Genomic DNA, 20,084 nt, shown 5'->3' on the forward strand with positions numbered 1-20,084 from the left:
CAACCCATCGGGCGGGAAGACCCAGGTTCGCGCAGACTGCACGTTCCCCGCTCCCCGTCCCCGCTCTAGTGATATCCCTCGCCGGCCAGCACCTTGCCGCGGAACACCCGGTACGAATACACGGTGTAGGCCAGCACCGCCGGGATCAGGAACGCCGCGCCGACCAGCACGAAGCCCTGCGAGGACGGCGGCGAGGCGGCGTCCCAGATGCTCATGCTGGGCGGCACGATGTTCGGCCACATGCCCACCACCAGGCCGACGAAGCCCAGCGCGAAGAAGCACAGCGCGAGCACGAACGGCTGCACTTCGCGGTTCTTCAGCACCGCCCGCCACAGCAGGATCGCGTTGAGCGCGGTGAGGATCGGCACCGGCGACAGCCACAGGATGTGCGCGCCGGTGAACCAGCGCTCCATCAACTGCGAATCCAGGAATGGCAGCCACGCGCTGACCATCAGCATGAAGCCGATCACCGCCAGCATCAGCGGGCGGGTGAGGTCGAAGGCGATCCGCTGCAGCCGCCCCTCGGTCTTCAGGATCAGCCAGGTCGCGCCGAGCAGCGCATAGCCGAACACCACCGCCACCGCGGTCATCACCGCGAACGGACTGAACCAGCCGAACGCGCCCTGCACGTACTTGCCGCCGGTCAGCGGCATGCCCTCGACCAGCGCGCCCAGGATCAATCCCTGCGCGAAGGCGGTGAGTACCGAGCCCACGCTGAAGGCCACACCCCACAGCCAGCGCGAGGTGTGCGCCTTGAAGCGGAACTCGAACGCCACGCCGCGGAAGATCAGCGCGATCAGCATGACCAGGATCGGCAGGTACAACGCCGAGAGCACCGCCGCGTAGGCCTTCGGAAAGGTCGCCATCAGGCCTGCGCCGCCGAGCACCAGCCAGGTCTCGTTGCCGTCCCAGATCGGCGCGGCGGTGTTCATCATGTGGTCGCGCTGGTCCTCGTCGTCGGCGAACGGCAGCAGGATGCCAAGCCCCAGCACGAAGCCGTCCAGCAGCACGTACATGATCACCGCGAAGCCGATGATGAAGAACCACACCACCGGAAGGAGGGTCGCCCAGTCCATCGTCAATCCTCCATCGGATCATCGGGCGCCGACAGCGGACGCGCCGGCGTGCGGCGGCGGCTTCCGTGCACGGACGTGGCAGGCTGGACACGCTGCGGCGCCGGCAGCGGGCCATCGCGGAACAGCTTGAACAGGTACCAGGTGCCGGCGCCGAAGATGCCGATGTAGACCACCACGAAGGTGATCAGCGACGCCAGCACGCTGCCTACCGGGAGCTTCGTCGCCGCCTCCGACGTGCGCATCAGGCCCTGCACGACCCAGGGCTGGCGACCCACCTCGGCGACCCACCAGCCGGTCAGCAGCGCGACGAAGCCGGAGGGGATCATCACCACCCACGCCTTCAGGTACCAGCGCCCCGAGAACAGCGTGCCGCGCTTCCAGCGCCACAGCCCGACCAGCGCCAGCGCCAGCATCAGCAGGCCCAGCCCCACCATGACGCGGAACGAGAAGAACGGGATCTTCACCGGCGGCCGTTCGTCGCGCGGGAAGTCCTTCAGTCCCTTGACCTCGCCGTCCCACGAATGGGTGAGGATCAGGCTGCCCAGGTGCGGCACCTCCACCGCGTAGCGGTTGGTCTCGGCCTGCTCGTCGGGCCAGGCGAACAGCGCGAGCGGCACGCTGCTTTCGGTGGTCCAGCGCGCCTCGATCGCGGCCAGCTTGGCCGGCTGGTATTCGCGTACCTTGAGCCCCGCCATGTCGCCGATGACGATCTGGATCGGGATCACGATGGCCAGGAACGCCAGCGCCAGCTTGAGCATCACGCCGGCGCGGTCGACGAAGCGCCGCTTCAGCAGATAGACGGCCGAAATCCCGCCCACGACCATCGCGGTCGAAATGAATGCCGCCAGCACCATGTGCGGCAGGCGCACCAGGAACGAGGGATTGAAGATCACCTGCCACCAGTCCGCCGGATAGAACACGCCGTCGCGGATGGCGTAGCCGGCCGGCGTCTGCATCCAGCTGTTGGCCGACATGATCCAGAACGAGGACAGCAGCGTGCCCACCGACACCATGCAGGTGGCGAAGAAATGCATGCCGTCGCTGACCTTCTTCCAGCCGAACAGCATCACGCCCAGGAAGGTCGCTTCCAGGAAGAACGCCGTGAGCACCTCGTAGTTGAGCAGCGGCCCGACCACGTTGCCGGCGACGATCGAGAAGCCGGCCCAGTTGGTGCCGAACTGGAAGCTCATCACGATGCCGGATACCACGCCCATGCCGAAGGCGACGGCAAAGATCTTCAGCCAGAAGAAATACAGGTCGCGCCACAGGTCGGTGCGCTTGACCAGCCACACGCCCTCGATGAACGCCAGCCACGCCGCCGTGCCGATGGTGAAGGCGGGAAACAGGATGTGGAAGGACATCACCCACGCGAACTGCAGGCGCGAGAGAAACTCGGCAGTCATGCGTCACTCCCTGCGGGAAGGCACCGCGGACTATAGGCGCGCAAGGCGTGATGGGAGCGGCATCGCGGCAAGCCGCCGCGCGGCGTGGCGTCGCAGACCCTTGCGCGCCAACCCCTGGCAGGAGCGGCGCCGTCGTGCCTGCGGCTTAGCGCCTGCCCAGCATCCCCGCCAGCTCTTCCGGTTCCCTCGTCACCGCGGCGGTGAGCACGACATTGCCCTCGGCGGTCACCGCCACGTCGTCCTCGATGCGGATGCCGATGCCGCGCCAGCGCTCGGCCACGCCGCGCATGTCGAGCGGCACGTAGATGCCCGGCTCGACGGTCACCACCATGCCCGGCTCGAGCAGGCGCGCTTCTCCGTCGACCCGGTAATCGCCCACGTCGTGCACGTCCAGCCCGAGCCAGTGGCCGGTCTTGGAAGGAAAGAACGCCTTGTAGGCGCCGCTCTCGATGGCCGCGTCGGCCGACCCCTTGAGCAGGCCCAGCGCGCACAGCCCCTCGGCGATCACCCGCACGGCCGCGTGGTGTGCGGCATCGAAGGGACGACCCGGCTGCACCTCGTCGATCGCCGCCTGCTGCGCGGCCAGCACCACCTCGTAGAGCGCGCGCTGCTCGCGCGTCCAGCGCCCGTTGACCGGGAACGTGCGGGTGATGTCGGAGGCGTAGCACTCCACCTCGGCGCCGGCGTCGATCAGCAGCAGGTCGCCGTCCTTCAGCGGCGCGCGGTTGGCCAGGTAATGCATGGTGCAGGCGTTGGTGCCGCCGGCGACGATCGGCGGAAACGCCGGGACCGCGCCTCGGCCGCGCATCACGCGCAGCAGTTCGGCCTCGACCTCGTATTCGAAGCGGCCCGGGAGGGCCGCCGCCATCGCCGCCAGGTGCGCTTCGGCGGCGATCGACGCGGCCTGGCGCATCAGCTTCAGTTCGCCGCGCGACTTGTAGAGCCGCAGGTCATGCAGCAGATGCCCCAGGGCCACGAATTCCTTCGGCACCACGCCGCCGCCGCGCAACTGGCGCAGGCGACGCATCCAGCCGAGCAGGCGCGCGTCGAAGTCCGGTTCGCGGCCGAAGTGGCAGTACACCCGCGCGCGGCCCTCGATCATGCCGGGCAGGATGTCGTCGATGTCCTCGATCGGGAAAGCGTCGTCCACGCCGTAGGCGCTCACCGCCCGCTCGGTGCCGGCCACCTCGCCGTGCCAGCGCTCGTGCGCCGGATCGCGCTCACGGCAGAACAGCACCGCCTCGCCGTGCGCGCGTCCGGGCAGCAACGCCAGCACCGCGTCGGCCTCGGGAAAGCCGGTCAGGTAATGGAAGTCCGAGTCCTGCCGGTACGGCCAGGCGGCATCGGCGTTGCGCATCCGTTCGGGCGCGGCAGCGACCAGCAGCGCAGCGTCGGCGCCGGCCATGCGCATCAACTGGCGCCGGCGGCGCGCGAATTCGGCGGCAGCGATGCTCAATGCAGGGTATCGTTCGCCGGGCGCTGCGCGCTGTGGCATTCGGCGAACAACAACATGGCGCCCATGCGCACGAATTCGTGCACCTCGATCAGCGCGTCCTCGTCCTCGCTCTCGTCGCCGAAGTCGAAGGCGGAACCGGCGATGGTGGTCAGGTCGCGCAGGATCTCCTGCGCCTCGTCCGACAGTTGCGCATGTGCGCCGGCGCCGGCCAGGCCGAAGCCGCCGAGGAAGCCACGGCACCATTCGACCAGCGCCTCGGCCCGCTCGGCCAGCGGACGGTCGTCGGCCGGCAGCAACGGTTCGAAGCCGAGTTCCGGATCGGCCAGTTCGCCGCGGGACTCGGTCGCCAGCCGTTCGAGCAGCGCCTGGTCGTGCGGCGCCGGCACCACCGCCTCGCCGCCTTCGAACTCCAACGCGGTCAGCAGCGGCTGCTTGTCCAGCGAGCCGCCGCCGGCCAGGTAGCCGCACAGCGAGCCGTGCAGTTCGCTGGCATCGGCGCCGATGCGCATGCGCACCAGGGCGGCATCCAGCTCGTCGTAGCCGAGGAAGTCGGTGGAGGTCATCGGAGTTCTCCGGGGGAACGGCCGCCAAGTCTAATGCCGGCGCCCGCGCATGGCGTCGCGGACAGCCGAATGCCGCACCTTTTCCCCCGGCAGGCTTGCTATATTCACGCCATGAGCACGCCCGATCCCGCCCAGCAGGAATTGGCCATCCTGAACCAGCAGCTGGACCGCCTGCTGGACCTCGTGCGCCGGCTGCAGGAGGAAAACCGCAGCCTGCGCCACAGCCAGGAGCAACTGGCCAACGAACGCGCGGGCCTGATGGCGCGCAACGACCAGGCGCGCAGCCGCGTCGAGGCGATGATCCAACGGTTGAAAGCCCTCGAGAACAACGGCTGATGAGCGACGCGCCCTCCCCCGCCTCCGAGCCGGTCGCGCTGCGCCTGCTCGACCGCGAATTCCTGATCGCCTGCTCGCCCGAGGAACGCGAGGGCCTGCTCGCCGCGGCCACCTTCCTCGACCAGAAGATGCGCGAGCTGCGCGCCAATGCCAGGACGCCCGGCTTCGACCGGCTGGCGGTGCTGGCGGCGATCAGCATCACCCACGAATACCTGGCGCTGCGCAAGCAGCACGACGGCGCTGATCGCAGCGTGACTGACGGCCTCGCTGCGCTGCGCCGCAAGCTTGAAGCGGCGCTGGACGCGCAAGTAAGATAGGCCCCGGCGTTTTCTGCGGTGTGCGCCAGCACACTCTTACATTTGCCTTGTTCCTACATACGACCCCGGGTCGGCTTCACATGGTTGTTGTGCATGTCCGCCGCGTGCGGAAAGCCTTGAAGGCCATGTAGCCCTCCCACCTGATCCAAAGGGATCAAGGTCGTTCGGTGGGCAGCGGCATCGCGGTTGACGCCACCCCTTTCCCCGCCCCGGCCGACGTTGACGCAACGCCGGCCGGGCGCGCGAGCGGCGCCGGTCGCGCCGTCCTGAGCAGGAGATGCGCGATCGTGGACACCGCCCAACGCCGCGAACTGCGCCAGCATCTCTCCGCCCAGCGCCGCGCGCTGACGCCGGCCCAGCGCATCGCCGCCGCACAGGGCCTGCGCCACAGCCTCGAGCAGCTTCCCGAATACCACACCGACACGCGCGTGGCCGGCTACTGGGCCTGCGACGGCGAGCTGCCGCTCAACCTGGTGATCCCGCCGCTGGCCGGTCGCGGCCAGCGCTTTCTGCTGCCGGTGCTGGGCGAGGACCGCCAGCTGCGGTTCGCGCCGTGGAACGCCGGCGACGAAGTGCAGCCAAACCGTTACGGCATCCCCGAGCCGGTCGCGCCGCGCGAATGGTTCGCGCCGTTCCAGCTCGACCTGGTGCTGGTGCCGCTGCTGGGCTTCGACCGCCACGGGCATCGGCTGGGTTACGGCGGCGGCTGGTACGACCGCAGCTTCGCCTTCCTCAACGACCAGGCGCGACCCACCGAACCCCTGCTGGTCGGCATCGCCTACGATTTCCAGGAACTGCCGGCGATCAAGCCCGAGCCTTGGGACGTGCCGCTGGACTACATCGCGACCGACCGCGAACTGATCGACTGCCACCCGGAAGCCTCCCGATGAGCGAGCGTCCCTACACGCACTGGCTGATGAAGTCCGAGCCGGACACCTTCTCCATCGACGACCTCAAGCAGCGCAAGCGCGAGCCGTGGGACGGCGTGCGCAACTACCAGGCGCGCAACTTCATGCGCGACGGCATGCGCAAGGGCGACAAGGTGTTCTTCTACCATTCCAACTGCGCCGAGCCCGGTATCGCCGGCATCGCGCAGGTGGCCAGCGAGGCCTACCCCGATCCGAGCCAGTTCGATCCGAAGAGCAAGTACTTCGATCCGGCCAGCTCGCGCGACAATCCGCGCTGGATGCTGGTGGACGTCAAGTACGTGCGCAAGCTCAAGCGCGTGATCACGCTCGACGAGCTCAAGAACCAACCGGCGCTGGCCGACATGGCGCTGGTGCGCAAGGGCAACCGGTTGTCGGTGATGCCGGTGAGCGCGCAGGACTGGGAGTTCGTCCTGGCGCTGGAATGACCGATACAACGCCCGCTCCGCCGGAGCGGGAGCCCAAGCTCGAGGAACCTGCATGAGCAACGAAAAACGCCTGGCCGGCGAGGCCGCCATCCGCTACGTCGAGGATGGCGCCGTCGTCGGCGTCGGCACCGGCTCGACCGTGGCCTTCTTCATCGAGGCTCTGGCCGGCATCAAGCACCGCATCCACGGCGCGGTCTCCAGCTCCGAGCAATCGACCGCGCTGCTCCGGCAGCACGGCATCGAGGTGCTCGACCTCAACGCGACCGGGCCGCTGTCGATCTACGTCGACGGCGCCGACGAATGCGATCCGCACAAGCGGTTGATCAAGGGCGGCGGTGCCGCGCTGACCCGCGAGAAGATCATCGCCGAAGCCAGCACGCAGTTCGTGTGCATCATCGACTCAGCCAAGCGGGTGGACCTGCTGGGCCGCTTCCCGCTGCCGATCGAAGTCATCCCGATGGCGCGCAGCCTGGTCGGGCGCGAGATCGTCAAGCGTGGCGGCCACCCGGTGTGGCGCGACGGCGTGGTCACCGACAACGGCAACTGGGTGATCGACGTGCACGGCTGGCAGATCACCGATCCGGTCTCGCTCGAATCCGAACTCAACCAGATTCCCGGCGTGGTCACCGTCGGCCTGTTCGCCCGACGCCCGGCCGATATCGTGCTGGTCGGCGACAAGGAAATGTGACCCGCGACGCGGGGTAGGTTCGCCCCCTCTGAACACCCTGGCGGTAGGCCGAAGCCCACCGTCAGGCGTCGTATCAGGCCGTGCGCATGCCGTTCCTGCCGAAGCGCAGGTGACGGCTGGCCTGACGTGCCTCCTGCAAGCGGCGCTTGTGCGCGCTCAGCAGGTCGCCCCGGGTGATGATGCCGACCATGCGGTGCGGCGCATCCTTGCTGACCACGATCAGCCGGCCGACCTGCTCGGCGACCATGTGGTCGGCGGCTTCGCGCAGCGAGTGGTCTTCCTTCACCATCATCGGCGGACGGGTCACCAGGTCGGCCAACGGCAGCGAATAGGACCATTGCGGGTCGAGCAGGCTGCGCCGGGTCAGCACGCCCACCACCTGCTCACGCTCGTCGATCACCGGGAAGCCCTGGTGCTGCGCTTCCGGCGAGCCCTCGCCAAGCCAGTGGCGCACCTCGCCCAGCGTCTGCGTCGTGCGCAAGGTCACCACGCCGCGCGAGCAGGCGTCGCCCACCGCCACCTGGTCGAGATAATCGGCGGCGTACTCGGAAGGCACGCGCACGCCGCGGCGGGCGATCTTCTCGGTCATGATGGTGTTGCGCATCATCAGCGCCGAAATCAGGTAGGCCGCGGTGCAGCCGCCCAGCAGCGGCAGCAGGCCGGCCGGCTGCCCCGTGGTCTCGAAGGCGAACACCACCGCCGTCAGCAGCGCGCGCGAGGCGCCGGCGAAGATCGCTGCCATGCCGACCAGCGCGGCGATGCGCGGATCGATGCCGAATTGCGGCAGCATCGCCGCCAGCGCCAGGCCGATCAGCGCGCCCAAGGCGCCGCCGATGGTGAACAACGGCGCCAGCGTTCCGCCGGAGGTGCCGCTGCCCAGCGCGATCGACCAGGAGATGAACTTCATCAGGCACAGGAAGAACAGCGTGTGCAGGGTGAACTGCCCGCTGACGATGCCCTCGATGTTGGTGTAGCCCACGCCCAGGGTCAGCGGCGCGAAGTAACCGACCACGCCGACCGCGATGCCGCCCAGCGCCGGCCACCACATCCAGTGGATCGGCAGCCGCTCGAACGCGTCCTCGATGCCGTAGACGATGCGCGTGACACCCACGCTGATCAGGCCCAGCAACGCGCCGACGCCCACGTAACAGGCCAGCGCGACGGCGCCGGGCTCGGCCAGGTGCGGCATGGCGAATACCGGCGCGGTGCCCTGGAACGCGTAGCGCACGGAAGTGGCCGCCACGGTCGCCAGCGCGACGGGGATGAGTGAGCGCGGGCGCAGCTCGAACAGCAGCAGCTCGACCGCCAGCACCACCGCCGCCACCGGCGAGGCGAACACCGCCGCCATGCCGGCCGCGGCGCCCGCCGCCAGCAGCACCTTGCGCTCGCCGCCGGTCACGCGCAGCAACTGGCCGATGAACGAGCCCAGCGCGCCGCCAGTGGCGATGATCGGGCCTTCGGCGCCGAACGGCCCGCCGGTACCGATGGCGATCGCCGAGGACACCGGCTTGAGGAAGGTGATCCGCGGCGGGATCTTCGATTCGTTGAGCAGCACCTGCTCCATCGCCTCGGGAATGCCATGGCCGCGGATCGCACGCGAACCCCAGCGTGCCATCGCGCCCACCAGCAGACCGCCGATCACCGGCACCACGATCACCCATGCGCCGAGGTGGTGGCCGGCCGGCGAGGAAAAGGCGGTCGACACGCGGCCATAGAAGGCCAGGTTGGTGACCAGGCCGATCAGGCCGGTCAGCAGTTGCGCAATGAACGCCGCCGCCACGCCGAGGACGACCGACACCGCAGTAATGCGCAGCACGCGCCGGTCGACCAGGGTGGACCGCCTCGGCATGCGGGTCGCATCGAGACTGACGCCCAGCGCAGGGGAAAGGGGCAAGGCATCCGTGCTGCCTTCCAGGCGCACGGCCGGCGGATAGGCCGGCTTGTCGATCGGGGGACTCATGGGTGTACCGCGAAGGAAAACGGGAATTTTACGCCGACTGGCTACAGAACCGAAGCGGAAGCCTGCAGCCCACGCCGGCGGCGTTCGCCCGCGCCCGGCGTCTTCGGCTCGCCGTAGCGGGCACCCGACCCTCGCCCAACCGGCGAACCAGAAACCTTAACTGGCGCTCAGATTCGGCGGTTGCCTTCGCAAAAGCATCACTTTTCCTGCTGGTAGAGTGCGGTGGCTCAATCAGTGGGCACTCCAATTAAGGGGACATGGCTATGATCAAATTCCTGCCGCGCCGCGCCCTTTGCGCCGGCTTGGTCGTCATGGGTCTCTCGGCTTCCGCTATGGCGGCGACACCCCGCGGCACCGGCTTGGGTCAGGCATGGCCCAACGCCCGGGACGTGAGCGCGAGTACGCATTGGCATGTCTATGTGTTCGGCAACGATGGCGTGCAGTACGTCCAGGTGAACGACCGTTACGGCAACGTGCGCGTCGCCTTCGCCAACGTCGACGGCCAGTTGCTGGTGCTGCCGATGGGTCGCGATGCCCGGCGTATCTCCACCCCGCAGCAGACCGCCGTAATCAGCTCCGTGGCGGTACCGCTCACCTCCTACACCGAGACGGTCTATCGCGACGGCACGCTGCAACTGAGCGCGGTGCCGATGAGTGACGGCACCACGGTTTTCAACGCCACCACCACGACGACGACCACCTCCAGTCCTACCGTCACGCCGTGCGACGACCCGGAGGAGTGCAGCAGCCACTCGCCGTGAGCGGGAGAGACAGGAACAGAAAAACCGCCCTCAAGGGCGGTTTTTTTTATGGCAGGAACCGGAGGGAAACCGTCCGAAGGACGGCCCTGGCGCTCAGGCGAGTTCGGGATCGAACAGGATCATGCTGATGCGGTTGCCGTTGCCGCGCGCACGCGCGTGGACCTTGCCCTCGAAGATGCCCGCCCGATCCTTGAGTGCGCCCAAGCCCATGCCGGTTCCGCCGAGCGCCGACAGCAGGTCGTCCCAACGCACCCGTGCCAGCCGGTCGTAGTCGACGTCGCTGTCCACGCACAGCACTGCCCAGCGGCGGCCGCGGGAGCGACCAGCGCGCAGGCTCACACGGATCTTGCTGACGTTGCGCCTGGAGCAGGCAACGCCGATGGCCTCCGACGCCAAGCGATAAAGCGCCATGTGGACGCTGCCCGACAACTGCTCGACATCGCCCTGGATGTCGCACCAGTAGATGATGCCGCCTTCGTCCAGCGCGCGCGGAATGGATCCCTCGCGCAGCGCCGTCGGCAGCCCGCGGTCGCGCCACGTGAGCGGATACAGCGAATCGGCCAGACGGTACATCTGGTGCTGCGCCACCGCTGCCTGGCGATAGTAGCTGCGCTCGTCGCTGCCCGGCAGCAGGGAGCGCATCCGTCCCAGCAACTGGTTGTAGGAACTCTGGATCGCTCCGCTCATCTGCTCCAGCGCGTACGAGGTCTGCCGCAACTGCAACTCACCCAGGTAGACGTTCCGCTGCGCCATGGCCAGGGCCAGGCGCGAATCCATCCGCTCCTGCCGCTCACGCTCGTGCAGCAGCGCGATGCGCGCGCCGAGCATCAGCATGGTGGTGATGGTGAAGGCGATGAAGACCTGGGCCTGCACGGTTTCATGGTCGTGCCGGACGGGCATCGTCAGGATCACCGCGATGCTGGCCGCCGTGCCGCCCACGGCGGCGCCGCGCCAGCCGTGACGCAGCGACAGCCACGCCACCGGCAGGAACATGGCCATCCGCGCGGCCTGCGTCGCATCGCCGGCGACGCCCGAGGCCAGCCAGACCAGCAGGGCCAGGGCCGGCAGCAACAGCGACACGGTTTCGAGTACCAGGCGGCTTTCCGGCACGTCGGCCAGGATCTGCCTGAGCGGCTTTTCGGCCAGTTCCTCGCGCACCGCCAGTACCAGCGGCACCACGGTGAGGATGCCGATGTAGCAGCCGAGGAAATAGCGGCCGGCGGCCGCGCGGTAGTCGTAAGGGGTGTGCAGGGTGGCCAGTATCAGCGCCACGGTATCGGCAAACGCCCAGACGACCGAAACAAGCAGCGAACAAAGCAACAGGACGTTGATGCTGGTGATCGAGCGCGTAGGGAACAGGCGCCGCTGCTCGCGGCAGAAATGCACGATCGGCATGGCCAAGCCGATCGGAGGCACGAGCATCGCCGCCGACCACATCCAGCCGAACTCGTCCAGGCAGGCCAGGCTGATGTAGCCGAGCGGCACCAGCTCGCCCACCAGCAGCGCAGGCCAGTAGCGGTAGGGCATCAGCATCAGGACGCCCAGCCGCAGGCCCGCGAACAGCACCCAGTGGGAAAAGGAGATCTCGCGAAGCAGGACGTACCCGGCGGCATAACCTGCCGCGACGGCCAGGTGCCGGAACCAGATGTATTCCCAGATCCTCGTAAGCATCGTCCCTCCCCCTTGGCACAGTGGCCTGGGTCACCCCAACCCGGCGACGCGCCAGCGTGGGCGCGATATTCCGTCAATCCAACAATTTTCTGCGTGAAAAACCAGTGAAACCAATAACCTACCAGCCCCTTTCCGGTCCTGCCATCGTAGCGCAAGCGAGCCCGGATGCCGTGCTGGCAGCCGCCTGCCGATGTGCCGTGCGTCGCAGGATTCGCTTCCAGTGCGTCGGCGCCCGCCAGTCTTCCGCCGCCTCCGATCGACAAGCAAAAAAGAGGCCCGCCAATGGCGGGCCTCTTGGTTGGCTGGGAGACTAGGATTCGAACCTAGATAAACGGAGTCAGAGTCCGTTGTCCTACCGTTAGACGATCTCCCAAAAAAACCTTCGGAACGATGCGCTCTGACCGGATGCATCGCCCCTCGAAGCGAATTAGCGCTTCGAGAACTGGGTAGCGCGACGGGCCTTGTGCAGACCGACCTTCTTGCGCTCGACCTCGCGGGCGTCGCGGGTCACGAAGCCGGCCTTGCGCAGCGGCGACTTCAGGGTTTCGTCGTACTCGATCAGCGCGCGGGCGATGCCCAGGCGGATCGCGCCGGCCTGGCCGGTGATGCCGCCACCGGCGACGGTGACCTTGATGTCGAACTTGTCGGCGCTCTGGGTCAGCTCGAGCGGCTGGCGCACGATCATGCGCGAGGTCTCGCGGCCGAAGAACTGGTCGAGCGGCTTGCCGTTGACTTCGATCGCGCCGCTGCCCTTGCGCAGGAACACGCGGGCGGCGGAGGTCTTGCGGCGGCCGGTGCCGTAATTCTGCTGGATTGCCATAAGTGTCCGGGTCTTATTCGTAAGTGCGGCCACGGGTGACCGCTTTTGCACGCAGTGACTGCGTATTACAGCTCCAGCGCCTGCGGCTGCTGGGCGGTATGCGGATGTTCGGCGCCGCCGTACACCTTGAGCTTGCGGTACATCGCGCGGCCCAGCGGGTTCTTCGGCAGCATGCCCTTGACGGCGATCTCGATCACGCGCTCCGGGTGCGTGGCCAGCATGTCCTTCAGGTTCATGCTCTTGAGGTTGCCGACGTAGCCGGTGAAGCGGTGGTACATCTTGTCGTCCAGCTTGGCGCCGGTGACCGCGACCTTCTCGGCGTTGACCACGACGATGTAGTCGCCGGTGTCGACGTGCGGAGTGAATTCCGGCTTGTGCTTGCCGCGCAGGCGACGGGCGATCTCGGTGGAGAGACGGCCGAGCGTCTTGCCCGTGGCGTCGACCACGTACCAGTCGCGCTTGACGCTTTCCGGCTTGGCGCTGAACGTTTTCATTTGAAGAATACCTGTCTGCCGCCACGGAGGCGGTTAGCGGAATCGATGGAACAAAGGCGCGAGATGATAGCGGAGCCGTCATCGATCGCGCAAGCCTGCCGGGTCGGCTCGGCTGCGAGCTGGCAATGATAGCATGCCGGTCATGCCCGAGAACAAGTCCGAGCGCCTCGCCGCGCTGGCCGACCAGTGCGTGCAATGCGGTCTGTGCCTGCCGGTGTGCCCGACCTATGCGCTGGACGGCAACGAGGCCGAGTCGCCGCGCGGGCGCATCGCCATTGCCGCGGCGCTGGCGAAGGGACAGGTGCCGGTCACCGACGACCTGCGCGAGCCGCTCGATCATTGCCTGGGCTGCCTGAGCTGCGAACGGGTCTGCCCCGCCCAGGTGCGCTTCGGCGAACTGCTGGTGGAAACCCGCGCGCTGCTCGGTCCCGCGCCGCGGCGGCCGCGTGTGCTGCTCGCGCTGGCCACACGCCCTGCCTGGCTGCGTGCAGCCCGCCGCCTGGCCGGCTGGATCGGCCTGTCGCGTCGGCAAGCGTGGCTCGCGGGCCGGCTGCCCGAACGCTCCGCCTGGGGGGCCGCCCTGTCGCTGGCGGCAACGCCGCTGCCATCGACGCCGTCCGGCTTCTCCGCCGTATCACGAGAGGCGCCCACGCTCGCGCCGGTCGCGCTCTTTCCCGGATGCGTCGGCAGCGTGGACGACGAAGACGCGCAGCAGGCCGCCACCGTCCTGCTGGAAGCGGCCGGCCACCCGGTGATCCGGCTGCCGGCTTTCTGCTGCGGGGCATTGGACGCCCACGGCGGCCGGACGGCGGCGGCCGCCCGTGCCATGCAACGCGTGCGCAACGCCGTGCAGGCCAGTGGCGCGTCCATGCTGGTGACAGTCACGCCCGGCTGCCTCGGCCAGCTTCGCGCTGCCCTGCCCGGCGTGCGGGTGAGCGATCCCTATGCATTGCTTGCCGACCGGGCCGGAGAGCTTGGGTTCCGCCCGTTGCGCCAGCGCGTCGCGCTGCACCTGCCATGCACCCAGCTCAACGTGGCACGCAGCGGCGAGGCCTTGCAGACGTTGCTCGCACGCGTGCCGGAGCTCGAGATCGTGCCGTTGCCGCCGCGCTGCTGCGGCGCCGCCGGCAGCCACCTGCTGGAGTTCCCCGAGCGCGCCGCCGCATTGCGCGTGCCCACGCTCGAGGCCATCGACACGCTGGCACCGCAGGCGCTGCTGTCGTCCAATATCGGCTGCCGGCTGCACCTGGCCGCGGGCCTCGCCGAACGTGGCAAGGCCGTGCCGACCCTGCATCCGCTGGTGCTGCTGGCGCAGCAACTCGTCTCTGGAAGCCCGCCATGAACGTACGCACGCTCTCTCCGCTCGACCGCCTGCTGGCGGGCATCGAGCGCGCCCTGGAAACCGTCGCCGGCGCACCGGAAGCCGCGCGTCCGTCGCCCGCCGCGGCATTGGACGAAGCCCCGCTCGACGCACAGGAACGCCGCCACGCTGCCGGCCTGATGCGCATCAACCACACCGGCGAAGTCTGCGCGCAGGCGCTGTATGACGGCCAGGCCGCACTGGCGCGCGACGAAGCCACCCGCACCCACCTGCAGCACGCCGCCGCGGAGGAAACCGACCACCTGGCCTGGTGCGCGCAGCGCCTGCGCGAACTGGAAAGCCGCCCGAGTCTGCTCAATCCGCTGTGGTATGCCGGCAGCTACGCCATCGGCGCCGCGGCCGCGCTGGTCGGGGACAAGGTGAGCCTGGGCTTCGTGGTGGAGACCGAGCGCCAGGTGGAGGCGCACCTGGAGGACCACCTGGAACGTCTGCCGCCGCAGGACGAGCGCTCGCGCGCGGTACTCGCACAGATGCAGGCCGACGAGGTACGCCACGCCGAGAACGCCAAGGCGCGCGGCGGCATCGACCTGCCTTTCCCGATCCCCGGCCTGATGCACCTGAGCTCGCTTGTGATGAAGGGCGTCGCCTACCGCGTCTGACGCCGGCCATCCGGCGCGTGGTCGCGGCACCCGCCACGCGCTACCGGCAATAGCCCCAGCCGCCCGCCTCCACATGGAAATGGCTGCGGTGTTCGGCGTTGTAGTCCGGCCCCAGCACCATCCCGGACACCTTGCAGGCACGGTTGTGCACGCGATGCAGGAAATCACCCGCCCTGCCTTGCGTGCGCCAGTCGCGGGCGATGTCCAGCTCTTGCCCGTCCGCCAGCCGGAAGCCGGTCAGGTCGATCGCCGCCGCCCGCGCGTGGCGGCTCAGCGGCGCGGCCGGGCGGCCATAGACATTGCGGCAGGCGTAGCTGCCCACGTGGTCGATCCGCGCGACGCTGCTGCGGTAGAGCTCGCGCGACGCCGGTTGCAGCACCTGGCGGTCCAGTAGCACCAGGGTGGCCGCGAGCGGGCAGGTGACGATGGCCGGACGCTGCAGCACCGCCTGGCCGGTGCCACGCAGGCGCACCGCGTCGGTCCAGCCGCACGCGCCCGGGCCCGCGCGATCCGGCAAGGGATCGAAGCGTGCGCCGGCCTGCGCCAGCGCCGCCTTGCAGGCTGCCGGCTCGCGGGCGAGCCGGTCGAGCTTGTAGCGGAAGAACAGGTCCGGCGGCGCACGCAGGTCCAGCGGCGCCCACGGGTCGTAGCGGTCCGGCGGCCGCCAGCCGCGCGACCACACCAGCGCCAGCAACGCGAGCAGCAGCAGGAACAGCAGGAAGGCGCGCATGCGGCGAACCTAGCCGCGCCCGCGTGCGCACTACGAAAAACCCCGCCTGGCGGCGGGGCTTTTCCATCGCACGTGCTCAATCGGGCGTGGCGATTACATCAGGTTGCGGCCGTGGAACAGTTCCTCGATCTCGCGCTTGAGCAGCGATTCGATGCGCTGGCGCTCCTTGAACGAGAGGTCGTCCGCGTGCGCCTCGAACAGGTAGGTGTCCAGGTCGAAGTCCTTGATGTGCATCTTCGTGTGGAAAATATTTTCCTGGTACACGTTGACGTCGAACATCTCGTACTTCTGGCGGATGTGCCGCGCCAGGTAGTCCTGCACCGAGTTGATCTTGTGATCGATGAAGTGCTTCTTGCCCTTCACGTCGCGGGTGAAGCCGCGCACGCGGTAGTCGCACACCACGATGTCTGACTCGAAGCTGTCGATCAGGTAGTTCAGGGCCTTCAGCGGCGAGATCACGCCGCAGGTGGCCACGTCGATGTCCGCGCGGAAGGTCGCGATGCCGTTGTGCGGATGCGTTTCCGGATAGGTGTGGACGGTGATGTGGCTCTTGTCCATGTGCGCCACCACGGCACCGGAGATGGTGTCGCGGCCGAGCTTCTCCACCACCGGTTCCTCGGAGATGAGGATGGTGACCGAGGCGCCCTGCGGGTCGTAGTCCTGGCGTGCGATGTTGAGGATGTTCGCGCCGATGATCTCCGCCACGTCGGTGAGGATCTGCGTGAGGCGGTCGGCGTCGTACTGTTCGTCGATGTACTCGATGTAGCGCTGGCGCTGGTCTTCGGACACCGCGTAGCAGATGTCGTAGATGTTGAAGCTCAGGGCCTTGGTCAGGTTGTTGAAGCCCTGCAGGCGCAGGCGCGGGAGCGGTTTCACCACGGCGACTCTCCATGGCCCCGGACGGGCCAGCAGATGAGGCGGGTTAGCAGCAAGGGTCCCCGCGAAAAGAAAAAGACGCGCCAGGACCCTTATCCTGCGCGACCCGAGGATTCCGACCGATGGACAGCCTGGCGGAAAGACTGCGAAGTATGCGGCAAAACCCCGGAAAACAGAACTCACGAGGATCGGCGCGCGTCATCTCTTGATCAGGCGAGACGCGTGTTGCATGGTAACGCCTTGGCGGCAGCGCCGTGGCTCACCAGCGGATACTCCTCGTGGCGCAACTCAAATACCAATTGCAGCAGGCATTCGAACGGTCCCAGGCGCCCTTGAGCTTCGCGCCCGACCCGGCATCGATGGAGCGCTTCCTGGCGCTGTGCCACCGCCGGCGCTATCCCGGCAAGACCGCGATCATCCGTCCGGGCGATCCGGCCAACACGCTCTACTACATCATCGAGGGCTCGCTCGCCGTCTGCACCGAGGACGAGCAGGGCCGCGAGCTGATCCTGGCCTACTTGAACCGCGGCCAGTTCATCGGCGAGATGGGCCTGTTCGTGGAGCAGGCGCAGCGCGAGTCGATCGTGCGCAGCCGCACGCCCTGCGAAATGGCCGAGATCAGCTACGAGCGGCTGTTCCAGCTGATGGAAGGCCCGCTGCGCGAGGAGTGCCCGAAGATCCTCTTCGCGATCGGCTCGCAGCTGACCAACCGCCTGCTGCGCACCTCGCGCCAGGTCAGCCGCATGGCCTTCATGGACGTCACCAACCGCATCTCGCGCACGCTGCTGGACCTGTGCCAGGAGCCGGACGCGATGACCCATCCGGACGGCACCCAGATCCGCATCTCGCGGCAGGAAGTCAGCCGCATCGTCGGTTGCTCGCGCGAGATGGTCGGCCGCGTGCTCAAGCAGCTCGAGGAGCAGGGCATGATCAACGTGTCCGGCAAGACCATCGTGGTGCGCGGCACGCGTTGATGCTTCATCCGTCTCCCGCATGGCGGGAGACGGGGCGTTCGCTTCGGATTCCCGAGCCAACGCCTGGCCTCGTTGCCGTCACGAACGAACGGCTTACCCGTCCTGCCGATAGATCATGTACACGTCCGCCCGCTCGTAATGCGAGCCGGGCCGGATGGTTGGCTGCATCACGAAACCGGCCTTCTCGTACATCCGCACCGCGGTCGTGAGGCGACTGTTCGATTCCAGGAACAGCGTGTGCCCGCCGCGCCGATGGAACTCGGCGATGCATGCATCGAGCAGGCGCCGGCCGGCACCGAGTCCGCGAAAGGTTTCGTCCACGCCCATCTTGGTCAGCTCGAACACGCCCGGCGATTCCTGCAGCAAGGCGCACGTGCCGATCACCTCCTCGCCCAGGCGCGCGAAGAAGATCGCACCGCCCGGTCGCAGGATGTGGCGCTCAGGGTCGCTCAGCACGGCGCGGTCGATGTCCTCGATGCGGAAGTGGCGCTCCAGCCACTGCGCGTTCAAGCGATAGAAGTGTTCGCGCAACGCAGGGGCGAAAGGCACGATCTCCAATGGCGTCGCCTTGATCGCGGCGTGCTCGGCCAGGATCGCCGCGGCGACTGGACGCTCCTGCAGCGCTCGCTCGCAGGCCGCGACGGCATCGAGCAGGCGCGCGGCATGCTCGTCCAGCGAGGCGTCCACGCCACGCCGCACGGCGCACCAGATCGGGCCAAGCCCGGCGAGTGCGTCATGCGCCCTGCCCGTCAGCGTCAGCACCGTGCGCCGTCCGTCCGCCGGATCGCGCAGGCGTCGGACCATGCCGGCACGCACCAGCTTGTTGGTGAGCTGGCTCACGGCAGAGTGGGTCTGGCCGATCGCGCCGGCCACGTCCGTCACCGTGCCGGGGCCGGAATCCCACAGGTAGCGCAGCACCGGCAGCCAGCGCGATTCGATCGGGGCGCCGAGGGTTCGATAGACCTCGTCCGCCGCGCCGTAGAAGTGATCGCTGAGCGCCTTCAGGCGGCTGCCGAGGGCCAGTTTGCCGAGGGAAGCGATATACACGGGGCCGCTCCGGAGAAAATACGTAAGCACTAACGTATTTCGGAAAATGGCTGCTCCGCAAGTCCCGACCGACTCATGCGCGGGCGCCGGGCCCACCATCGCCCTCAGCGCCAGGCCACCCGCTCGAGCGTCCGCCCCAGGGCCCGCTCCATCCGCTTGCACAGCTTGGGCGTGCCGTTGACCAGCACCGGCTCCGCCGCGGCCTTGAGCGTGTACAGGTCATGCAGCGAGTCGCCATAGGCGCGCCGCCATGCCGGCACGCCATGCGTGGCGAGCGCCTTGAGCTTGCCTGCGCCGACGTTGTGGTGGGCGACCCGCAGGCCCAGCGGGCCGGGCTTGAGCCTGGATGCGACCAGCTCGACATCCACCAGCCCGAGCTGCGCCAGCAGGCTCTCCACCAGCGTGTGCTCGCAACCGGTGACCACGATCACCCGCTCGCCCGCCGCCTGATGGCGGCGCAACGCCCGCACGCCGTCGCGGCAGAAATGGCCAGGGCGGCGTACCAGTTCCGCGGCGAAGGTCTCCACCGCCGCCCGATAGCGCTTCTCGTCCAGCCCCAGCAGCGCGATGTGCACCAGCGAACGCTGCAGCCGGCGCGTGAGCGGCCACAGCACCAGCAGCCAGGGCAACGCCAGCAAGGCGAGCAGCTTGCGCCAGGCCGAGCGCGCGTAACGCTCACGCACGAACAGCTCGAACGTATCGGCGTGGGTCAGCACGCCATCGAAATCGAACAGCACCACCGCAGGCGCATCGGCGGCGGACATCCCCTGGCCTTCCATGGCATCAGGCCGCGAACAGCCGGTCGAGCGCCTGGCCCGGATCGTCGGCACGCATGAACGCCTCGCCGACCAGGAAGGCGTGGATATCGGCCGCGCGCAGCCGTGCCACGTCCTCGCGCGTGTGGATGCCCGACTCGGCCACCAGGATGCGGTCGTCGTCCGCCATGCGCGGCTTGAGCGCGAGCGAGGTGTCCAGCGTGGTCTCGAAGGTGCGCAGGTTGCGGTTGTTCACGCCGATCAGCGGCACCGGCAGGGCCAGCGCGCGCTCCAGCTCCTCGCCGTCGTGTACCTCGCACAGCACGTCCAGGTCGAGCTCGGCCGCCAGCAGCGAGAGCTCGAGCAGCGCCGCATCGTCCAGCGCGGCGACGATCAGCAGGATGCAGTCGGCACCGATCGCGCGCGCCTCGTAGACCTGGTAGGGGTCGATCACGAAGTCCTTGCGCAGCACGGGCAGCGCACAGGCCTCGCGCGCCTGCTCGAGGTACGCCTCGCTGCCCTGGAAGAAGTCGCGGTCGGTCAGCACCGACAGGCACGCCGCGCCGCCCGCCTGGTAGCTGCGTGCGATCGCGGCCGGATCGAAGTCGGCGCGGATCACGCCCTTGCTGGGGCTGGCCTTCTTCACCTCGGCGATCACCGCCGGCAGGCCGGCGGCGAGCTTGTCCTCGATGGCGGCGGCGAAACCGCGGGTGGGCGGCAGGTCCTCGATGCACGAGGCAAGTGCGGCCAGCGGCTGCGCGGCGCTGCGCTCGGCGACCTCCTCGGCCTTGCGGGCCAGGATGCGTTGAAGAATGTCGGTCAT

Annotated in this window: 22 protein-coding genes, 1 tRNA gene and 1 other RNA gene; 10 read left to right on the plus strand and 14 right to left on the minus strand. The window is 68.4% G+C overall.

Features of this window, described 5'->3' with window-relative positions; translation table 11 throughout:
• Window positions 1-65: 65 nt before the first annotated feature.
• The 4 genes from cydB to AAIL17_RS07450 form a co-directional block, all read right to left on the minus strand.
• Window positions 66-1,076 (minus strand): cytochrome d ubiquinol oxidase subunit II, encoded by a 1,011-nt coding sequence (gene cydB / locus AAIL17_RS07435; RefSeq protein WP_424682196.1) that lies wholly within the window; start codon window positions 1,074-1,076, stop codon window positions 66-68.
• A gap of 2 nt (window positions 1,077-1,078) precedes the next feature.
• Window positions 1,079-2,479: a cytochrome ubiquinol oxidase subunit I gene (locus AAIL17_RS07440; RefSeq protein ID WP_424682197.1), complete on the minus strand. Its 1,401-nt coding sequence runs from the start codon at window positions 2,477-2,479 to the stop codon at window positions 1,079-1,081.
• 145 nt (window positions 2,480-2,624) lie between these two features.
• The gene (locus AAIL17_RS07445; protein WP_424682198.1) at window positions 2,625-3,974 is read right to left on the minus strand and encodes an aminopeptidase P N-terminal domain-containing protein; all 1,350 of its coding nucleotides are present in this window, start codon (window positions 3,972-3,974) and stop codon (window positions 2,625-2,627) included.
• A complete protein-coding gene (locus AAIL17_RS07450) occupies window positions 3,932-4,498 on the minus strand; it encodes a UPF0149 family protein (RefSeq protein WP_424682199.1) in 567 nt (188 codons plus the stop codon). The genes AAIL17_RS07445 and AAIL17_RS07450 overlap by 43 nt, the downstream gene beginning before the upstream one ends.
• Window positions 4,499-4,609: 111 nt before the next feature.
• On the opposite strand from AAIL17_RS07450, the gene AAIL17_RS07455 reads away from it, so the two are divergent.
• The 6 genes from AAIL17_RS07455 (at window position 4,610) to rpiA (ending at window position 7,193) form a co-directional block, all read left to right on the plus strand.
• Entirely contained in the window at window positions 4,610-4,834 is a 225-nt protein-coding gene (locus AAIL17_RS07455) for a TIGR02449 family protein (protein ID WP_231323315.1), read from the plus strand.
• The gene (locus tag AAIL17_RS07460; RefSeq protein ID WP_424682200.1) at window positions 4,834-5,151 is read left to right on the plus strand and encodes a cell division protein ZapA; all 318 of its coding nucleotides are present in this window, start codon (window positions 4,834-4,836) and stop codon (window positions 5,149-5,151) included. The genes AAIL17_RS07455 and AAIL17_RS07460 overlap by 1 nt, the downstream gene beginning before the upstream one ends.
• Window positions 5,152-5,158: 7 nt before the next feature.
• Window positions 5,159-5,344, plus strand: a non-coding RNA gene (gene ssrS, locus AAIL17_RS07465) — 6S RNA.
• Window positions 5,345-5,438: 94 nt separating this feature from the next.
• Complete coding sequence (locus AAIL17_RS07470; RefSeq protein ID WP_424682201.1) at window positions 5,439-6,041, plus strand: 5-formyltetrahydrofolate cyclo-ligase; 603 nt, start codon at window positions 5,439-5,441, stop codon at window positions 6,039-6,041.
• A complete protein-coding gene (locus AAIL17_RS07475; protein ID WP_424682202.1) occupies window positions 6,038-6,505 on the plus strand; it encodes an EVE domain-containing protein in 468 nt (155 codons plus the stop codon). Before AAIL17_RS07470 ends, AAIL17_RS07475 begins: the two co-directional genes overlap by 4 nt.
• A gap of 52 nt (window positions 6,506-6,557) precedes the next feature.
• Complete coding sequence (gene rpiA / locus AAIL17_RS07480) at window positions 6,558-7,193, plus strand: ribose-5-phosphate isomerase RpiA (protein WP_424682203.1); 636 nt, start codon at window positions 6,558-6,560, stop codon at window positions 7,191-7,193.
• A 73-nt stretch (window positions 7,194-7,266) separates the two neighbouring features.
• On the opposite strand, the gene AAIL17_RS07485 is transcribed toward rpiA, so the two are convergent.
• Window positions 7,267-9,153 carry a chloride channel protein gene (locus AAIL17_RS07485; protein ID WP_424682204.1) on the minus strand — a complete coding sequence of 629 codons (1,887 nt, stop codon included), beginning with the start codon at window positions 9,151-9,153 and terminating at the stop codon, window positions 7,267-7,269.
• Window positions 9,154-9,542: 389 nt separating this feature from the next.
• Here AAIL17_RS07485 and AAIL17_RS07490 point away from each other — a divergent pair, with 389 nt between their 5' ends.
• Window positions 9,543-9,914, plus strand: coding sequence for a hypothetical protein (locus AAIL17_RS07490; protein ID WP_424682205.1), 372 nt, complete (start codon window positions 9,543-9,545; stop codon window positions 9,912-9,914).
• Window positions 9,915-10,007: 93 nt separating this feature from the next.
• On the opposite strand, the gene AAIL17_RS07495 is transcribed toward AAIL17_RS07490, so the two are convergent.
• The 4 genes from AAIL17_RS07495 to rplM form a co-directional block, all read right to left on the minus strand.
• A complete protein-coding gene (locus AAIL17_RS07495) occupies window positions 10,008-11,585 on the minus strand; it encodes an MASE1 domain-containing protein (RefSeq protein ID WP_424682206.1) in 1,578 nt (525 codons plus the stop codon).
• A 299-nt stretch (window positions 11,586-11,884) separates the two neighbouring features.
• A tRNA-Gln gene (locus AAIL17_RS07500) sits at window positions 11,885-11,958 on the minus strand.
• A gap of 54 nt (window positions 11,959-12,012) precedes the next feature.
• Window positions 12,013-12,405, minus strand: a complete 393-nt coding sequence (gene rpsI, locus AAIL17_RS07505) for a 30S ribosomal protein S9 (RefSeq protein WP_327472728.1) — start codon at window positions 12,403-12,405, stop codon at window positions 12,013-12,015.
• Window positions 12,406-12,470: 65 nt separating this feature from the next.
• On the minus strand, window positions 12,471-12,899 hold the full coding sequence (gene rplM, locus AAIL17_RS07510) for a 50S ribosomal protein L13 (protein ID WP_291193219.1): 429 nt from the start codon (window positions 12,897-12,899) through the stop codon (window positions 12,471-12,473).
• 142 nt (window positions 12,900-13,041) lie between these two features.
• On the opposite strand from rplM, the gene AAIL17_RS07515 reads away from it, so the two are divergent.
• Window positions 13,042-14,241 carry a (Fe-S)-binding protein gene (locus AAIL17_RS07515; protein WP_424682207.1) on the plus strand — a complete coding sequence of 400 codons (1,200 nt, stop codon included), beginning with the start codon at window positions 13,042-13,044 and terminating at the stop codon, window positions 14,239-14,241.
• A complete protein-coding gene (gene coq7 / locus AAIL17_RS07520) occupies window positions 14,238-14,879 on the plus strand; it encodes a 2-polyprenyl-3-methyl-6-methoxy-1,4-benzoquinone monooxygenase (RefSeq protein WP_424682208.1) in 642 nt (213 codons plus the stop codon). The genes AAIL17_RS07515 and coq7 overlap by 4 nt, the downstream gene beginning before the upstream one ends.
• Window positions 14,880-14,919: 40 nt before the next feature.
• Here the strand turns inward: coq7 and AAIL17_RS07525 are convergent, their stop codons facing one another.
• Both AAIL17_RS07525 and speD read right to left on the minus strand, forming a co-directional pair.
• A complete protein-coding gene (locus AAIL17_RS07525; protein WP_424682209.1) occupies window positions 14,920-15,609 on the minus strand; it encodes an extensin family protein in 690 nt (229 codons plus the stop codon).
• A 93-nt stretch (window positions 15,610-15,702) separates the two neighbouring features.
• A complete protein-coding gene (speD, locus tag AAIL17_RS07530) occupies window positions 15,703-16,488 on the minus strand; it encodes an adenosylmethionine decarboxylase (RefSeq protein WP_091334588.1) in 786 nt (261 codons plus the stop codon).
• Between the two features lie 275 nt (window positions 16,489-16,763).
• On the opposite strand from speD, the gene crp reads away from it, so the two are divergent.
• A complete protein-coding gene (crp, locus tag AAIL17_RS07535; protein WP_336806268.1) occupies window positions 16,764-17,459 on the plus strand; it encodes a cAMP-activated global transcriptional regulator CRP in 696 nt (231 codons plus the stop codon).
• A 93-nt stretch (window positions 17,460-17,552) separates the two neighbouring features.
• Here the strand turns inward: crp and AAIL17_RS07540 are convergent, their stop codons facing one another.
• From AAIL17_RS07540 to trpC, 3 genes are all read right to left on the minus strand, one after another.
• A complete protein-coding gene (locus tag AAIL17_RS07540) occupies window positions 17,553-18,506 on the minus strand; it encodes a bifunctional helix-turn-helix transcriptional regulator/GNAT family N-acetyltransferase (RefSeq protein WP_424682210.1) in 954 nt (317 codons plus the stop codon).
• A 104-nt stretch (window positions 18,507-18,610) separates the two neighbouring features.
• A complete protein-coding gene (locus AAIL17_RS07545; protein ID WP_424682211.1) occupies window positions 18,611-19,270 on the minus strand; it encodes a haloacid dehalogenase-like hydrolase in 660 nt (219 codons plus the stop codon).
• Between the two features lie 19 nt (window positions 19,271-19,289).
• Window positions 19,290-20,084: an indole-3-glycerol phosphate synthase TrpC gene (gene trpC / locus AAIL17_RS07550; RefSeq protein ID WP_424682212.1), complete on the minus strand. Its 795-nt coding sequence runs from the start codon at window positions 20,082-20,084 to the stop codon at window positions 19,290-19,292.

Source organism: Frateuria sp. YIM B11624 (assembly GCF_049727805.1).
Classification (GTDB): Bacteria; Pseudomonadota; Gammaproteobacteria; order Xanthomonadales; family Rhodanobacteraceae; genus Frateuria_A.

Bases quoted from the DNA above. Each gene is read 5' to 3' on its own strand.
- AAIL17_RS07455 (WP_231323315.1), top strand. From the start codon at position 4,610: ATGAGCACGCCCGATCCCGCCCAGCAGGAATTGGCCATCCTGAACCAG.
- cydB (WP_424682196.1), bottom strand. From the start codon at position 1,076: ATGGACTGGGCGACCCTCCTTCCGGTGGTGTGGTTCTTCATCATCGGC.
- AAIL17_RS07450 (WP_424682199.1), bottom strand. From the start codon at position 4,498: ATGACCTCCACCGACTTCCTCGGCTACGACGAGCTGGATGCCGCCCTG.
- AAIL17_RS07445 (WP_424682198.1), bottom strand. From the start codon at position 3,974: ATGCCACAGCGCGCAGCGCCCGGCGAACGATACCCTGCATTGAGCATC.
- trpC (WP_424682212.1), bottom strand. From the start codon at position 20,084: ATGACCGACATTCTTCAACGCATCCTGGCCCGCAAGGCCGAGGAGGTC.
- AAIL17_RS07460 (WP_424682200.1), top strand. From the start codon at position 4,834: ATGAGCGACGCGCCCTCCCCCGCCTCCGAGCCGGTCGCGCTGCGCCTG.
- AAIL17_RS07440 (WP_424682197.1), bottom strand. From the start codon at position 2,479: ATGACTGCCGAGTTTCTCTCGCGCCTGCAGTTCGCGTGGGTGATGTCC.
- AAIL17_RS07485 (WP_424682204.1), bottom strand. From the start codon at position 9,153: ATGAGTCCCCCGATCGACAAGCCGGCCTATCCGCCGGCCGTGCGCCTG.
- coq7 (WP_424682208.1), top strand. From the start codon at position 14,238: ATGAACGTACGCACGCTCTCTCCGCTCGACCGCCTGCTGGCGGGCATC.
- rpiA (WP_424682203.1), top strand. From the start codon at position 6,558: ATGAGCAACGAAAAACGCCTGGCCGGCGAGGCCGCCATCCGCTACGTC.
- AAIL17_RS07475 (WP_424682202.1), top strand. From the start codon at position 6,038: ATGAGCGAGCGTCCCTACACGCACTGGCTGATGAAGTCCGAGCCGGAC.
- AAIL17_RS07525 (WP_424682209.1), bottom strand. From the start codon at position 15,609: ATGCGCGCCTTCCTGCTGTTCCTGCTGCTGCTCGCGTTGCTGGCGCTG.
- AAIL17_RS07545 (WP_424682211.1), bottom strand. From the start codon at position 19,270: ATGTCCGCCGCCGATGCGCCTGCGGTGGTGCTGTTCGATTTCGATGGC.
- rplM (WP_291193219.1), bottom strand. From the start codon at position 12,899: ATGAAAACGTTCAGCGCCAAGCCGGAAAGCGTCAAGCGCGACTGGTAC.
- rpsI (WP_327472728.1), bottom strand. From the start codon at position 12,405: ATGGCAATCCAGCAGAATTACGGCACCGGCCGCCGCAAGACCTCCGCC.
- AAIL17_RS07495 (WP_424682206.1), bottom strand. From the start codon at position 11,585: ATGCTTACGAGGATCTGGGAATACATCTGGTTCCGGCACCTGGCCGTC.
- AAIL17_RS07515 (WP_424682207.1), top strand. From the start codon at position 13,042: ATGCCCGAGAACAAGTCCGAGCGCCTCGCCGCGCTGGCCGACCAGTGC.